This is a genomic window from Psychromonas sp. KJ10-5, from assembly GCF_055808325.1.
The window spans coordinates 2,860,370-2,877,420 of record NZ_CM147864.1 but is presented as its reverse complement, the minus strand read 5'-3'; the positions used below and the strand labels follow the sequence as shown (position 1 = coordinate 2,877,420).

The window sequence follows — 17,051 nt, the reverse complement described above, 5'->3', positions numbered from 1 at the left end:
TGAGGTGTAAATTTTTAGTTTTATTATTGATCCTATTGCCCAGCATGCCGTACATAATTATTAAATTTAAAGTGGGAAAATCATCATGGCCGAACAAAACAGTCCAGAAAATATAAATAATGCCTCTGAAGTTGAGTTAACTGAGGAGAAGCTAGTTCAAACTGAAGAGCAGTTAAATTCGACTGGGGAGCCATTAGATGTATCTGAACTGTTACTACCTGAGTTAGACGGCAATGAGATATTACAAGCTGAAGTAGAAAATACTAATACGCTTGAGTCTAATCAGCAAACTGAAATTGACATCAATGACCTTGAGGCGATACTTGCACTTGGTGAAGAAGTCTTAGATTTAGATATTGAAACGGCAGCTGGTGAAGAGTCTGATGGTGGTTTTACATTGGTGGATTTTGATCGAGACGGTGAAGAAACTATTGCAACAACTGATTTTGAAACTGCAGGCTTTGATGATGATATAGAATCAACAATTTATACCGATGAAAACTCCAATGCAGAGACGATCAATACACCTCCTACTTTAACAATAACTAATACTAATGATTTTACTGAAGATGACGGTAGTGCTGTAGAAGGTGCTGTTGTTTCAACTTTTGATACAGCAGATGATGATGGCGACGAAGTTACAATTATATTAAGCGATACGGTTAATTATGAGATTGTTGATAATACCGTTGTTTTAACTGAAGCTGGTGCAGCAATGGTCAACAGCGGTGAAGAGTTGCCTGCTTACACTTTAACGCCAAGTGATGGTTTAACCGATGGTGATCCAGTATCTGTTGCTCCAAACGTAATCACTGTCAACGATGCCCCTAGCTTAATAATTACCAATTTAAATGATTTTACTGAAGATGACGGTAGTGCTGTAGAAGGCGCTGTGGTTTCAACTTTTGAAACCAGTGATGAAGAAGGCGATGAGGTTACGGTAACCTTAAGCGATACCGTTAACTACGAAATCGTAGATGGTACGGTTGTCCTAACTGAAGCCGGCGCTGCGCTAGTCAACAGTGGCGAAGAATTACCCGCATTTACCTTAATTCCAAACGACGGTACAACAGATGGCGACGCAGTAAGCGTTGATCCAAGTGTGACCACCGTGAATGATGCACCTGAAATTACTATTCTAACTAGCAATGACTTTACCGAAGATGATGGTAGCGCAGTTGCTGGCGCAGAAGTGGCGACTTTCGAGACCTTCGATGAAGATGGCGACGAAGTGACGGTTACGCTAAGCGATACCGTGAACTACGCAATCGTAGATGGTACGGTTGTGCTCACTGAAGCCGGCGCTGCGCTAGTCAACAGTGGCGAAGAATTACCGGCTTTCACCTTAACGCCAAACGACGGCACGGTTGATGGCGACGCAGTAAGCGTTGATCCAGGTGTGACCACCGTAAATGATGCACCAGAAATTACCATTCTAACTAGCAATGACTTTACCGAAGATGATGGTAGTACGGTTGCTGGCGCAGAAGTCGCGACCTTTGAGACCTTCGATGAAGATGGCGATGAAGTGACGGTCACCTTAAGCGATACCGTTAACTACGAAATCGTAGATGGTACGGTTGTCCTCACTGAAGCCGGTGCAGCATTAGTGAATAGTGGTCAAGAATTACCGGCTTTCACCTTAACGCCAAACGACGGCACGGTTGATGGCGATGCAGTAAGCGTTGATCCAGGTGTAGCCACCGTAAATGATGCACCAGAAATTACTATCTTAACCAATAATGACTTTACCGAAGATGATGGTAGTGCGGTTGCTGGCGCAGAAGTGGCGACTTTCGAGACCTTCGATGAAGATGGCGACGAGGTGACGGTCACCTTGAGCGATACCGTTAACTACGAAATCGTAGATGGTACGGTTGTGCTCACTGAAGCCGGCGCAGCATTAGTCAATAGTGGCGAAGAATTACCCGCATTTACCTTAACGCCAAACGACGGCACAACAGATGGCGACGCAGTAAGCGTTGATCCAGGTGTGACCACCGTAAATGATGCACCAGAAATCACCATTCTAACCAGCAATGACTTCACCGAAGACGACGGCAGCGCGGTTGCTGGCGCAGAAGTGGCGACCTTTGAGACCTTCGATGAAGATGGCGATGAGGTCACGGTTACGCTAAGCGACACAGTTAATTATGCACTGATTGATGGCGCGGTGGTATTAACCCAAGCCGGCGCTGCGCTAGTCAACAGTGGCGAAGAATTACCAGCGTTCACCTTAACGCCAAACGACGGCACGGTTGATGGCGACGCAGTAAGCGTTGATCCAGGTGTGACCACCGTAAATGATGCACCAGAAATTACCATTCTAACTAGCAATGACTTTACCGAAGACGACGGCAGCGCGGTTGCTGGCGCAGAAGTGGCGACCTTTGAGACCTTCGATGAAGATGGCGATGAGGTCACGGTTACGCTAAGCGGCACAGTAAACTATGCCTTAGTAGACGGCTCAGTGGTATTAACCCAAGCCGGTGCTGACTTAGTCAACAGTGGTCAAGAGTTACCCGCATTTACCTTAATTCCAAACGACGGCACGGTTGATGGCGACGCAGTAAGCGTTGATCCAAGTGTGACCACCGTGAATGATGCTCCAGAAATTACTATCTTAACCAGCAATGACTTTACTGAAGATGATGGTAGCGCGGTTGCTGGCGCAGAAGTGGCGACCTTTGAGACCTTCGATGAAGATGGCGATGAGGTCACGGTTACGCTAAGCGACACAGTAAACTATGCCTTAGTAGACGGCTCAGTGGTATTAACCCAAGCCGGTGCTGACTTAGTCAACAGTGGTCAAGAGTTACCTGCATTTACCTTAACGCCAAACGACGGCACGGTTGATGGTGATGCAGTAAGCATTGATCCAAGTGTGACCACCGTGAATGATGCACCAGAAATTACTATCTTAAGCAGCAATGACTTTACTGAAGATGATGGTAGTGCCGTTGCCGGTGCAGAAGTGGCGACCTTTGAGACCTTCGATGAAGATGGCGATGAGGTCACGGTTACGCTAAGCGACACAGTAAACTATGCCTTAGTAGATGGTACGGTTGTGCTCACTGAAGCCGGCGCAGCATTAGTTAATAGTGGTCAAGAATTACTTGCTTTCACCTTAACGCCAAACGACGGCACGGTTGATGGTGATGCAGTAAGCATTGATCCAGGTGTGACCACCGTGAATGATGCACCAGAAATTACTATCTTAACCAGCAATGACTTTACTGAAGATGATGGTAGTGCCGTTGCCGGTGCAGAAGTGGCGACCTTTGAGACCTTCGATGAAGATGGCGACGAGGTCACTGTCACCTTAAGCGATACCGTTAACTACGAAATCGTAGATGGTACGGTTGTGCTCACTGAAGCCGGTGCAGACTTAGTGAACAGTGGCGAAGAATTACCGGCCTTCACCTTAACGCCAAACGACGGCACGGTTGATGGTGACGCAGTAAGCGTTGATCCAAGTGTTACGACCGTGAATGATGCACCTGAAATTACCATTCTAACCAGCAATGACTTTACCGAAGATGATGGCAGTGCCGTTGCTGGGGCAGAAGTGGCGACTTTCGAGACTTTTGATGAAGATGGCGACGAAGTGACGGTTACGCTAAGCGACACCGTGAACTACGAAATCGTAGATGGTACGGTTGTCCTAACTGAAGCCGGCGCTGCGCTAGTCAACAGTGGCGAAGAATTACCAGCGTTCACCTTAACGCCAAACGACGGCACGGTTGATGGCGACGCAGTAAGCGTTGATCCAGGTGTGACCACCGTAAACGATGCACCAGAAATCACTATCTTAACCAGCAATGACTTTACCGAAGATGATGGTAGTGCGGTTGCTGGCGCAGAAGTCGTGACCTTTGAGACCTTCGATGAAGATGGCGACGAAGTGACGGTCACCTTAAGCGATACCGTTAACTACGAAATCGTAGATGGTACGGTTGTGCTCACTGAAGCCGGTGCTGACTTAGTCAACAGTGGTGAAGAGTTACCCGCATTTACCTTAACGCCAAACGATGGCACAACAGATGGCGACGCAGTAAGCGTTGATCCAAGTGTTGCGACCGTGAATGATGCTCCAGAAATCACTATCTTAACCAGCAATGACTTTACGGAAGATGATGGTAGTGCGGTTGCTGGCGCAGAAGTGGCGACCTTTGAGACCTTCGATGAAGATGGCGATGAGGTCACGGTTACGCTCAGCGACACAGTAAATTATGCACTGATTGATGGCGCGGTGGTATTAACCCAAGCGGGCGCTGACTTAGTCAACAGTGGTCAAGAATTACCGGCCTTCACCTTAACGCCAAACGATGGCACGGTTGATGGTGATGCAGTAAGCGTTGATCCAGGTGTGACCACCGTAAGTGATGCACCAGAAATCACCATTCTAACTAGCAATGACTTTACCGAAGACGACGGCAGCGCGGTTGCTGGCGCAGAAGTGGCGACCTTTGAGACCTTCGATGAAGATGGCGATGAGGTGACGGTCACCTTAAGCGATACCATTAACTATGCTTTAGTAGATGGTACGGTTGTGCTCACTGAAGCCGGCGCAGACTTAGTCAACAGTGGTCAAGAATTACCGGCGTTCACCTTAACGCCAAACGACGGCACGGTTGATGGCGACGTAGTAAGTGTTGATCCAGGTGTAACCACCGTGAATGATGCTCCAGAAATAACTATCTTAACTAACAATGACTTCACCGAAGACGACGGCAGCGCCGTTGCAGGCGCAGAAGTGGCGACCTTTGAGACCTTCGATGAAGATGGCGATGAAGTCACGGTTACGCTAAGCGACACAGTAAACTATGCCTTAGTAGACGGCTCAGTGGTATTAACCCAAGCGGGTGCTAACTTAGTCAATAGTGGCGAAGAATTACCGGCGTTCACCTTAACGCCAAACGATGGCACAACAGATGGCGATGCAGTAAGCGTTGATCCAGGTGTGACCACCGTAAACGATGCACCGGAAATTACCATTCTAACCAGCAATGACTTTACCGAAGATGACGGCAGCGCGGTTGCTGGCGCAGAAGTGGCGACTTTCGAGACCTTCGATGAAGATGGCGATGAAGTGACGGTCACCTTGAGCGATATCGTGAACTACGAAATCGTAGATGGTACGGTTGTGCTCACTGAAGCCGGCGCTGCGCTAGTCAATAGTGGTCAAGAATTACCGGCTTTCACCTTAACGCCAAACGACGGCACGGTTGATGGTGATGCAGTAAGCGTTGATCCAGGTGTGACCACCGTGAATGATGCACCAGAAATCACTATCTTAACCAGCAATGACTTTACCGAAGATGATGGTAGTGCCGTTGCTGGGGCAGAAGTGGCGACTTTCGAGACCTTCGATGAAGATGGCGATGAGGTCACGGTTACGCTAAGCGACACAGTAAACTATGCCTTAGTAGACGGCTCAGTGGTATTAACCCAAGCCGGTGCTGACTTAGTCAACAGTGGTCAAGAGTTACCTGCTTTCACCTTAACGCCAAACGACGGCACAACAGATGGCGATGGAGTAAGTGTTGATCCAGGTGTGGCCACCGTGAATGATGCTCCAGAAATTACTATCTTAACCAGCAATGACTTTACTGAAGATGACGGTAGCGCGGTTGCTGGCGCAGAAGTGGCGACTTTCGAGACTTTTGATGAAGATGGCGACGAAGTGACGGTCACCTTAAGCGATATCGTGAACTACGAAATCGTAGATGGTACGGTTGTCCTCACTGAAGCCGGCGCTGACTTAGTCAACAGTGGCGAAGAATTACCGGCCTTCACCTTAACGCCAAACGACGGCACGGTTGATGGTGATGCAGTAAGCGTTGATCCAGGTGTGACCACCGTGAATGATGCACCAGAAATCACTATCTTAACCAGCAATGACTTTACCGAAGATGATGGTAGTGCCGTTGCTGGGGCAGAAGTGGCGACTTTCGAGACCTTCGATGAAGATGGCGATGAGGTCACGGTTACGCTAAGCGACACAGTAAACTATGCCTTAGTAGACGGCTCAGTGGTATTAACCCAAGCCGGTGCTGACTTAGTCAACAGTGGTCAAGAGTTACCAGCGTTCACCTTAACGCCAAACGACGGCACAACAGATGGCGACGCAGTAAGCGTTGATCCAAGTGTTGCGACCGTGAATGATGCACCAGAAATTACCATTCTAACCAGCAACGACTTTACTGAAGATGATGGTAGTGCGGTTGCTGGCGCAGAAGTGGCGACCTTTGAGATCTTCGATGAAGATGGCGATGAAGTGACAGTCACCTTAAGCGATACCGTTAACTACGAAATGGTAGATGGTACGGTTGTCCTCACTGAAGCCGGTGCAGCATTAGTGAATAGTGGTCAAGAATTACCAGCGTTCACCTTAACGCCAAACGACGGTACAACAGATGGCGATGCAGTAAGTGTTGATCCAAGTGTTGCGACAGTGAATGATGCACCAGAAATTACCATTCTAACCAGCAATGACTTCACCGAAGACGACGGCAGCGCGGTTGCTGGGGCAGAAGTCGCGACTTTCGAGACCTTCGATGAAGATGGCGATGAAGTGACAGTCATCTTAAGCGATACCGTGAACTACGAAATCGTAGATGGTACGGTTGTGCTCACTGAAGCCGGCGCTGACTTAGTCAACAGTGGCGAGGAGTTACCGGCCTTCACCTTAACGCCAAACGATGGCACGGTTGATGGCGATGCAGTAAGCGTTGATCCAGGTGTTTCGATAGTGAATGATGCACCAGAAATCACTATCTTAACTAGCAATGACTTCACCGAAGACGACGGCAGCGCCGTTGCTGGCGCAGAAGTGGCGACCTTTGAGACCTTCGATGAAGATGGCGATGAGGTCACGGTTTCGCTAAGCGACACAGTAAACTATGCCTTACTAGAAGGCTCAGTGGTACTGACTGAAGTCGGCGCAGCATTAGTCAACAGTGGCGAAGAATTACCGGCGTTCACCTTAACGCCAAACGACGGCACGGTTGATGGCGACGCAGTAAGTGTTGATCCAAGTGTTGAGACCGTGAATGATGCTCCAGAAATTACCATCTTAACCAGCAATGACTTTACCGAAGATGATGGTAGTGCGGTTGCTGGCGCAGAAGTGGCGACCTTTGAGACCTTCGATGAAGATGGCGATGAGGTCACGGTTACGCTAAGCGACACAGTAAACTATGCCTTAGTAGACGGCTCAGTGGTATTAACCCAAGCCGGTGCTGACTTAGTCAACAGTGGTCAAGAGTTACCGGCCTTCACCTTAACGCCAAACGACGGCACGGTTGATGGTGATGCAGTAAGCATTGATCCAGGTGTGACCACCGTGAATGATGCACCAGAAATTACTATCTTAACCAGCAATGACTTTACTGAAGATGATGGTAGTGCCGTTGCTGGCGCAGAAGTGGCGACCTTTGAGACCTTCGATGAAGATGGCGACGAGGTCACTGTGACCTTAAGTGACACGGTGAATTATGCACTGATTGATGGCGCGGTGGTATTAACCCAAGCCGGTGCTGACTTAGTCAATAGTGGCGAAGAATTACCAGCGTTTACCTTAACGCCAAACGACGGCACGGTTGATGGCGACGCAGTAAGCGTTGATCCAAGTGTGACCACCGTGAATGATGCACCAGAAATTACTATCTTAACCAGCAATGACTTTACCGAAGATGATGGTAGTGCGGTTGCTGGCGCAGAAGTGGCGACCTTTGAGACCTTCGATGAAGATGGCGACGAGGTCACTGTGACCTTAAGTGACACGGTGAATTATGCACTGATTGATGGCGCGGTGGTATTAACCCAAGCCGGTGCTGACTTAGTCAATAGTGGCGAAGAATTACCAGCGTTTACCTTAACGCCAAACGACGGCACGGTTGATGGCGACGCAGTAAGCGTTGATCCAAGTGTGACCACCGTGAATGATGCACCAGAAATTACCATCTTAACCAGCAATGACTTTACTGAAGATGATGGTAGTGCGGTTGCTGGCGCAGAAGTGGCGACCTTTGAGACCTTCGATGAAGATGGTGACGAAGTGACGGTTACGCTAAGCGACACAGTTAATTATGCACTGATTGATGGCGCGGTGGTATTAACCCAAGCCGGTGCGGACTTAGTCAATAGTGGCGAAGAATTACCAGCGTTCACCTTAACGCCAAACGACGGCACGGTTGATGGCGACGCAGTAAGCGTTGATCCAGGTGTGACCACCGTAAATGATGCACCAGAAATCACCATTCTAACTAGCAATGACTTTACTGAAGATGATGGTAGCGCGGTTGCTGGCGTAGAAGTGGCGACCTTTGAGACCTTCGATGAAGATGGCGATGAGGTGACAGTCACCTTAAGCGATACCGTTAACTACGAAATCGTAGATGGTACGGTTGTGCTCACTGAAGCCGGTGCAGCACTGGTCAACAGCGGCGAAGAGTTACCCGCATTTACCTTAATTCCAAACGACGGTACAACAGATGGCGACGCAGTAAGCGTTGATCCAAGTGTTGCGACCGTGAATGATGCACCAGAAATCACTATCTTAACTAGCAATGACTTTACTGAAGATGATGGTAGCGCGGTTGCTGGGGCAGAAGTGGCGACTTTCGAGACCTTCGATGAAGATGGCGACGAAGTGACGGTTACGCTAAGCGATACCGTGAACTACGAAATCGTAGATGGTACGGTTGTCCTAACTGAAGCCGGCGCTGCGCTAGTCAACAGTGGCGAAGAATTACCAGCGTTCACCTTAACGCCAAACGACGGCACGGTTGATGGCGACGCAGTAAGCGTTGATCCAGGTGTGACCACCGTAAATGATGCCCCAGAAATTACTATCTTAACCAGCAATGACTTTACCGAAGATGATGGTAGTGCGGTTGCTGGCGCAGAAGTGGCGACTTTTGAGGCCTTCGATGAAGATGGTGACGAGGTGACGGTTACGCTAAGCGATACCGTGAACTATGCCTTAGTAGATGGTACGGTTGTGCTCACTGAAGTTGGCGCTGCGCTAGTCAACAGTGGCGAAGAATTACCAGCGTTCACCTTAACGCCAAACGACGGCACGGTTGATGGCGACGCAGTAAGCGTTGATCCAAGTGTGACCACCGTGAATGATGCACCTGAAATTACTATTCTAACTAGCAATGACTTTACCGAAGATGATGGTAGCGCGGTTGCTGGGGCAGAAGTGGCGACTTTCGAGACCTTCGATGAAGATGGCGACGAAGTGACGGTTACGCTAAGCGATACCGTGAACTATGCCTTAGTAGATGGTACGGTTGTGCTAACTGAAGCCGGCGCTGCGCTAGTCAATAGTGGCGAAGAATTACCAGCGTTCACCTTAACGTCAAACGACGGCACGGTTGATGGCGACGCAGTAAGCGTTGATCCAGGTGTGACCACCGTAAATGATGCACCAGAAATCACCATTCTAACTAGCAATGACTTTACCGAAGACGACGGCAGCGCGGTTGCTGGCGCAGAAGTGGCGACCTTTGAGACCTTCGATGAAGATGGTGACGAAGTGACGGTTACGCTAAGCGACACAGTTAATTATGCACTGATTGATGGCGCGGTGGTATTAACCCAAGCCGGTGCGGACTTAGTCAATAGTGGCGAAGAATTACCAGCGTTCACCTTAACGCCAAACGACGGCACGGTTGATGGCGATGCAGTAAGCGTTGATCCAAGTGTTGAGACCGTGAATGATGCTCCAGAAATTACTATCTTAACCAGCAATGACTTTACTGAAGATGATGGTATTGCGGTTGCTGGCGCAGAAGTGGCGACCTTTGAGACCTTCGATGAAGATGGCGATGAGGTGACGGTTACGCTAAGCGACACGGTGAACTATGCCTTAGTAGACGGCTCAGTGGTACTGACAGAAGCGGGCGCAGCATTAGTGAATAGTGGTCAAGAATTACCTGCTTTCACCTTAACGCCAAACGATGATACAACAGATGGCGACGCAGTAAGCGTTGATCCAAGTGTGACCACCGTAAACGATGCACCAGAAATCACTATCTTAACCAGCAATGACTTCACCGAAGACGACGGCAGCGCCGTTGCTGGCGCAGAAGTGGCGACCTTTGAGACCTTCGATGAAGATGGCGACGAGGTCACTGTGACCTTAAGTGACACGGTGAATTATGCCTTAGTAGACGGCTCAGTGGTATTAACCCAAGCCGGTGCTGACTTAGTCAACAGTGGTCAAGAATTACCGGCCTTCACCTTAACGCCAAACGACGGCACGGTTGATGGCGATGCAGTAAGCGTTGATCCAAGTGTTGAGACCGTGAATGATGCTCCAGAAATTACTATCTTAACCAGCAATGACTTTACTGAAGATGATGGTATTGCGGTTGCTGGCGCAGAAGTGGCGACCTTTGAGACCTTCGATGAAGATGGCGATGAGGTGACGGTTACGCTAAGCGACACGGTGAACTATGCCTTAGTAGACGGCTCAGTGGTACTGACAGAAGCGGGCGCAGCATTAGTGAATAGTGGTCAAGAATTACCTGCTTTCACCTTAACGCCAAACGATGATACAACAGATGGCGACGCAGTAAGCGTTGATCCAAGTGTGACCACCGTAAACGATGCACCAGAAATCACTATCTTAACCAGCAATGACTTCACCGAAGACGACGGCAGCGCCGTTGCTGGCGCAGAAGTGGCGACCTTTGAGACCTTCGATGAAGATGGCGACGAGGTCACTGTGACCTTAAGTGACACGGTGAATTATGCACTGATTGATGGCGCGGTGGTATTAACCCAAGCCGGTGCTGACTTAGTCAATAGTGGCGAAGAATTACCAGCGTTTACCTTAACGCCAAACGACGGCACGGTTGATGGCGATGCAGTAAGCGTTGAACCAAGTGTGACTATTGTTGATGACCCAACTATTACCAACTCTGACTCAACTATTACTGATGAAGATACACCCGTCATAATTGACGTCTTAGCGAATGACACAGATGAAGATAGTGAGGTATCTGCTGTCACTTCAGTAACTGATGGCGTGAATGGTACGGTTGTATTGAATAATGATGGCACTGTTACTTATACGCCAAATACTAACTTCAATGGAACAGATACTTTCACTTATACCAATGAAGAAGGTACTGAAGAAACGGTTAGTGTCACTATTAACCCAGTGGATGATCCGACTGAAATTTTAGTGGGAGCTTCAGATAGTGATAATGGTGAAGTGACCGAGGATCAAGAAGTAAGTGCAACTCAAACCTTAACGGACTCAGGTACATTAACATTCTCTGATGTAGATACTGAAGACAGTGAAAATTTTGCGCCTACTGTTGAGTTCTCTCCTGAGAATGAAGGGGATACCGCTTTAGGTGAAATCTCTATTGATGCAAATGGTAACTGGACTTATGAGGTTGAGAACAGCGCTGTTCAATATTTAGGTGAGGGTGAGTCATTGGTAGAAGTCTACACAGTGACGCTAAACGGTACTACACATGATATTACAGTTACTATTAATGGAGCTGATGATCCGACTACTATTGAACCAGTAGGCTCTAGTGATGCGTTTGCTAGGCTTTTTGAGGATGATGATACAGACACCCCAGGGTTTTTAACAACAAGTGATACTTTTGAATTTGGTGATGCGGACTCTTCTGATAGCGCCTCTTTTGAGCCAGAAGTCAACTTTACAAGTTCGACTTCAAGTTTAGGTCAATTGGGCTCTGTTACTGTAGAAAATGATGGTAATTGGAGTTATAGCGTAGATAACTCATTGGTTCAGTACCTAGATGAAGGTGAAAAAATCACTGAGATATACACAGTTACTTTAAATGGTACCCAAGAAACTATCACCATTGACATTATTGGTGCGGAAGATCCTACTGAAATCATAGTAGATAGTAGTGTTGGTGATAGTGCAGAAGGCGAAGTGATTGAAGATAGCACTGATATGGTATTAACAGATTCAGGAAAAATCACTTTTATTGATGTCGACGATTCAGATAGAAGTAGTTTTTCACCAACAGTAACCTTTGCTACTTCAACAGCAGGGAGTAGTGCACTCGGAGAGTTAACTATTGATTCAGATGGTAATTGGTCATATGAAGTCGATAATAACGATGTGCAGTATTTAGCTGATGGCGAGACTTTAACTGAAGTTTATACTGTGTCCTTAAATGGGGCTGAACAAGATATTACAATAACTATAAATGGTACTGATGATCTATCAGTTGTGACTGGTCAAGCAACGGGCGAAGTTACTGAAGATGATGATGAAAGTATATTAACTACCAATGGTACATTATCTCTAACGGACTTGGATACCGCAGATACAACTACCTTTGAAGCTGAATCAGTAATCGGTGCCTATGGCACTGTTACTATCGATTCTGATGGCAATTGGACGTATGAAGCTGACAACACACAAGCTGAAATACAAGCTCTTGATAATGGTGAGACCTTAACTGATATTATTACCGTCAATACAACAGATGGTAATACTCAGGATATAGAGATAACTATTAATGGAGTTGATTATGCACCTACTGCCGTTAATGATACTGAAATGACTTATGCAACAACAATCCGTCTCGATGAAGAGCCAGAATATGGAACAGTGCAAGTATCAGTAGATGGTGTTTGGGTTGATATGGTTATTGGGGACGAATATGACTCAGATTCTGAGGTTCGATTCATCCCTGATGAAGAGGAAGTTAAGCTTAACTCTGTTGATATTCAAGTGGGATCATTTGGTGATGACGGTAGTGAAAGCTTTGTGGCTAGTGTTAGTGATTGGGGAACAGTTAATGAGGAAGGGACAGAAGCAGTAGCTGTTATTAACAATGCAACAATTACAACTTCTATAACAACAACAAGTGAAAACGATTCAAAAGTATTAACTGCTTGGAATGGTAATACTCATATAGGCAATGGTATTGGTAACGCTGATGGAACAGGACTAAGCAGGGGAGAAACACTGGTTATAGACGTTGTAGGTGAAAATATCAATGAGGTGAGTTTTACGCTTGATGGGTTAGGTGGTTTCTTTGATGAGTCTAGTAACAGTGCTACTCAGGTAAGCATAACTGCTTACTTCGAAGATGGGACGACAGAAACACAATCTGCTTACAGAGAAAGTGGTACTTACTCAGATGTTTATTCGTTTACGACTGATACACCCGTTGATTATTTTGAATTAACAACGTCAGGATCTAATGGTACCTATGTAGTACAAAATATGACACTTTCAAGAACAATTTCAGATGAAATTACTTTTACCAGAACACAAGCAGATGGTAGTGAAACAACAGAAGTACTTACTCTTGATATCAATTACGATGATGCAGATACAGTTGTAGATGTTACTGATGATTTACCTTCAGTAGATACCTCTTTAACAGAAGGGAGTATTTTTACTGATGAGAATAACTCAATAGCTATCGATGTACTATCTAATGATAGTGACAGCGACAATGATGACATTACTATTACTGAGATCCAAGGGCAAAGTGTGAGTGAAGGCGGTGATGCAGTCGATGTGACTGCAGGTGGTGTCATTGTTGGTACAGGTGAACTTGTGAATGGAGAGATAGTCTTTACCCCAAGTGAAACATTAGGAGCAACCCTAAATGAAGGCGACTCACAAACCTTTGATATCGAATACACTGTAAGTGATGGTGTTAAAACGGATGTTGCCGCTGCCACTGTTACCGTGAATGGTGTTGATAGTATTCTTGTTGGAACAGATGCAGATGACACGTTAGTTGGTGGAGATGGCGATGATATGTTAACCGGTGGTTTAGGTAATGACATATTAACTGGTGGTGAAGGATCTGATACTTATATTTGGGAATTCGATAGTAGTGCTAATAATAATATCGATACCATTACTGATTTTGATATCGATGGAGAAGACGTACTCGATTTAAGCGATCTACTCGTTGATGCAACCAGTAATACATTAGATTCCTACTTAAACTTCTCTGTTGATACAGATAGTGAAGGTATTGCGAATACCACTATTGAAGTGGTTAATGATGAAGTAACACAATATATCGTTTTAGAGGATGTTGATGTTGTGACTGAGTACGGAAGTGAAGATGTGACTATCATTAATGGGTTAATTGAGGATGGAGCTCTGATTGTCTCTGACGATACAGATATGTATGCAGCAACTTCATCTACAGATGAGATGGAAGAAACAATATAAATTAGCGACCATAATCTAAGCACACTCAGAATCGTTAGGTACTTAGTGTGCTTTAGTTTGATTATATTGTCGTTTAAACATATTGATAAAATTGCTTATTAGACTTCTGAATAATTGTTAAAATTAATTTTTAGGGGATTAATTAAATGATTACTTTTGGGGCTGATTAATATGACTTTATGTTAAAAGAAGCCTGTAAAAGGGGCAGATTCTATCTTTTTATTATAAATTCAAGTTAACGGGAATTTATAATACAGTATTGTTTTAATTTAAGTATTACTTACATAGTGGTTGCTGGTTAATAGTAAAAAGGCCACTTTATTAAGCAGCCTTTGTTGGTCGATATTTATTACGAATAGTCAGTTGCGTAAGTTTCTTCGTAAGTGTGTGAATAGAACTCAAATAAGTTACCAAACGGGTCTTCTAAGTAAACCATTTTAGCTGGTTTGCTATCATCTTCTGGATGGTAACGCATGATATCCATACGCACTTTACCGCCGTATTGTTCAGTACGTGCAATAGCACCTTCAAAATCATCTGTTTGTAGACAGAAGTGGAAAATACCAAGGCGAGAGAAATCAACTTCATGGCGTTCTTGACGATCTTTCATCTCAAATAATTCAACACCGATACCATCAGTTGTTACTAAGTGTGCAATATTAAAGCCTTTGAAGCCTTCACCAAATACCGCAACACACATTCTGCCAATAGCTGTTTCGCGTTCTTCTTGTACTTTAGTGTTATTCATAACGATGCGAAGACCTAGCGCTTTAGTATAAAACTCAACAGCTTTGTCCATATCGCCAACCATTAAACCAACGTGATTCATTTTCATAACGTTCTCCTACTTTTATTTCATTTATTACATGCATTGCTTATTACATGTTTTGTTTCGATGAGGAGATAGTACGCTTGCTTTTGAATAACTTAAAATTATTATATTTTATCATTATAATAATTTATTGTTATCTATAAGAGGGGAATTGATATTGATGATCAGAGATAGTTTATAGGATCAGAAACCAGTTAATCGCTGTAAAGGCGCCAATAGCCCATACAAAGTAACTTAATATTAATAGGCATTTGCTCAAGGCTATCCAAAGATATTTACCTTTATATTTTTCTGAGGCAGCCCAAATACCAGACATTACTATTAGGTTATAAGCCAAGATAAAGAACAAAAGAGCCACTTCAATAACATCATTGAAGGGAATAAGAAAAAAGCCGATTAAGCAACAGTTGATTATGGCAGCGTATAACCAAATTGTTTTAGCTAGCCCCATTTCCCCATGATATAGCTTATTGAAGTGGTTTTTTTGCGGTTCATTTAACATCTATGTTTCCTTTGTCTATTAATATTAATTAATACGCAAAGTTAACTAATTTGTCATGGGGTTCAGGTTAATCTTTCGAGTTAAGTACACAAATTATATTATTTCATAGCATTGTTTTCCGATGCAGTGATGGTTTCTTCTTTTATTAGCGTTTCTACTTCTGTCTCTGTCCTTGGATCCATTTCATAGGCAGTAGGGCCTGCCATATCGGTTACCGTACGAAACTCTTCTTTTTCTTCTAAGATAGAAGGTGAAATATGACTGCGGCGTCTAAATAGAACAATAATAAAGAATAATATGAGACAGGACCCTGTAAAAGCATATAGGCCATTTGCTCCCAATTGACTCATACTGAGAGAAGCTAATGGTGCACCGATAGCAGAAGATAACCCTAAAGTAATTAACATTGCACTACTGATTTCTACAAAATCTTCTGAAGTTGCATTATCGTTAGCGTGAGCTAAACAGATTGCATATAACGTCATGCAAGTTCCTCCCCAAAAAAAGGCTGACACAAAAGCTGGCCATCCAGCAAAAGAGGGGACAAGTTGCGGTAAATAAAAAAAGGTCAAGGAGACGATAGAGCCTATTAATGCGGAGTACATTAGTACACTTCGACGGTCCATTTTATCGGATATTTTACCTAAAGGAAGCTGAAAGCATGCTCCTCCCAATACAGTAGCTGATAGAAATAACCCTACTTGAATATTATTGAAATTATTAGCTTTCGCATAAATAGGGGCTAAAGACCAAAAGGCACCGGTGACTAACCCTGCGACAACTGCGCCAATTAACGCAATGTGAGAGTGCTCCCATACTTTATACATATTCAGTTTAACCTGCTGAACCATAGTTGGTGCAGCGTGGCGAGTTAATGAAATCGGGATAATAGCAATCGAAATCAATATAGCTGCTAAGCTAAATAACATCGTATCTTGTACGTTACCTAAGTTGAATAACTGCTGTCCGCACATCACCATGATTAAATTTAGCGTGGTATAAATAGATAGGATAGAACCTCTATTTTGCGGTGTTGCATTACCGTTAAGCCAGCTTTCGATAATCATGTATAGACCTGAAATAACTAAACCGATTAAGAATCGCAATATCATCCAAGCATAAAATTCAGGTAATAAAGGAAAGATTAAAATGACCACAGTATAAGAAGTGGCTAGTACGGCAAAACTACGAATATGACCCACGCGTTTTAACATAAAAGGAGTGGTTAAGCAGCCTGAAACAAAGCCTAAGAAGTAAGCAGATCCTGTTAAAGCAACTTGTGTATCGGAAAAGCCGAATGAGTTAGCGGCAATAGGCAGTAGAGTAAGTAATAAACCATGCCCAAGTAGTAACAATGCACTGGACATAAGCAAAGAGGTGACTGGTATTAGTGCATTTATCATAAGACTCCAATAAGCGAGAGAGGCAACCTTATTTATAGTTAGCGAGTATCATTTGCTGTTGTTTTTCTGCCTTCGATGCAATTACAGTTACAACTTAAC

General features: G+C 44.9%; 4 protein-coding genes. 1 reads left to right on the top strand and 3 read right to left on the bottom strand.

The features are described 5' to 3' along the window. Positions 1-85: 85 nt before the first annotated feature. Positions 86-14,215 carry a VCBS domain-containing protein gene (locus AC0L3W_RS12540; protein ID WP_409440375.1) on the top strand — a complete coding sequence of 4,710 codons (14,130 nt, stop codon included), beginning with the start codon at positions 86-88 and terminating at the stop codon, positions 14,213-14,215. A gap of 349 nt (positions 14,216-14,564) precedes the next feature. Here AC0L3W_RS12540 and AC0L3W_RS12535 read toward each other — a convergent pair whose 3' ends face one another. The 3 genes from AC0L3W_RS12535 to AC0L3W_RS12525 form a co-directional block, all read right to left on the bottom strand. Then, the gene (locus AC0L3W_RS12535; RefSeq protein WP_290041674.1) at positions 14,565-15,050 is read right to left on the bottom strand and encodes a VOC family protein; all 486 of its coding nucleotides are present in this window, start codon (positions 15,048-15,050) and stop codon (positions 14,565-14,567) included. Positions 15,051-15,222: 172 nt separating this feature from the next. Beyond that, positions 15,223-15,549, bottom strand: a complete 327-nt coding sequence (locus AC0L3W_RS12530) for a hypothetical protein (protein WP_290041673.1) — start codon at positions 15,547-15,549, stop codon at positions 15,223-15,225. A 98-nt stretch (positions 15,550-15,647) separates the two neighbouring features. Beyond that, the gene (locus tag AC0L3W_RS12525) at positions 15,648-16,952 is read right to left on the bottom strand and encodes an MFS transporter (RefSeq protein ID WP_290041672.1); all 1,305 of its coding nucleotides are present in this window, start codon (positions 16,950-16,952) and stop codon (positions 15,648-15,650) included. Positions 16,953-17,051 lie beyond the last annotated feature (99 nt).

Bases quoted from the DNA above. Each gene is read 5' to 3' on its own strand.
- AC0L3W_RS12525 (WP_290041672.1), bottom strand. From the start codon at position 16,952: ATGATAAATGCACTAATACCAGTCACCTCTTTGCTTATGTCCAGTGCA.
- AC0L3W_RS12535 (WP_290041674.1), bottom strand. From the start codon at position 15,050: ATGAAAATGAATCACGTTGGTTTAATGGTTGGCGATATGGACAAAGCT.
- AC0L3W_RS12540 (WP_409440375.1), top strand. From the start codon at position 86: ATGGCCGAACAAAACAGTCCAGAAAATATAAATAATGCCTCTGAAGTT.
- AC0L3W_RS12530 (WP_290041673.1), bottom strand. From the start codon at position 15,549: ATGTTAAATGAACCGCAAAAAAACCACTTCAATAAGCTATATCATGGG.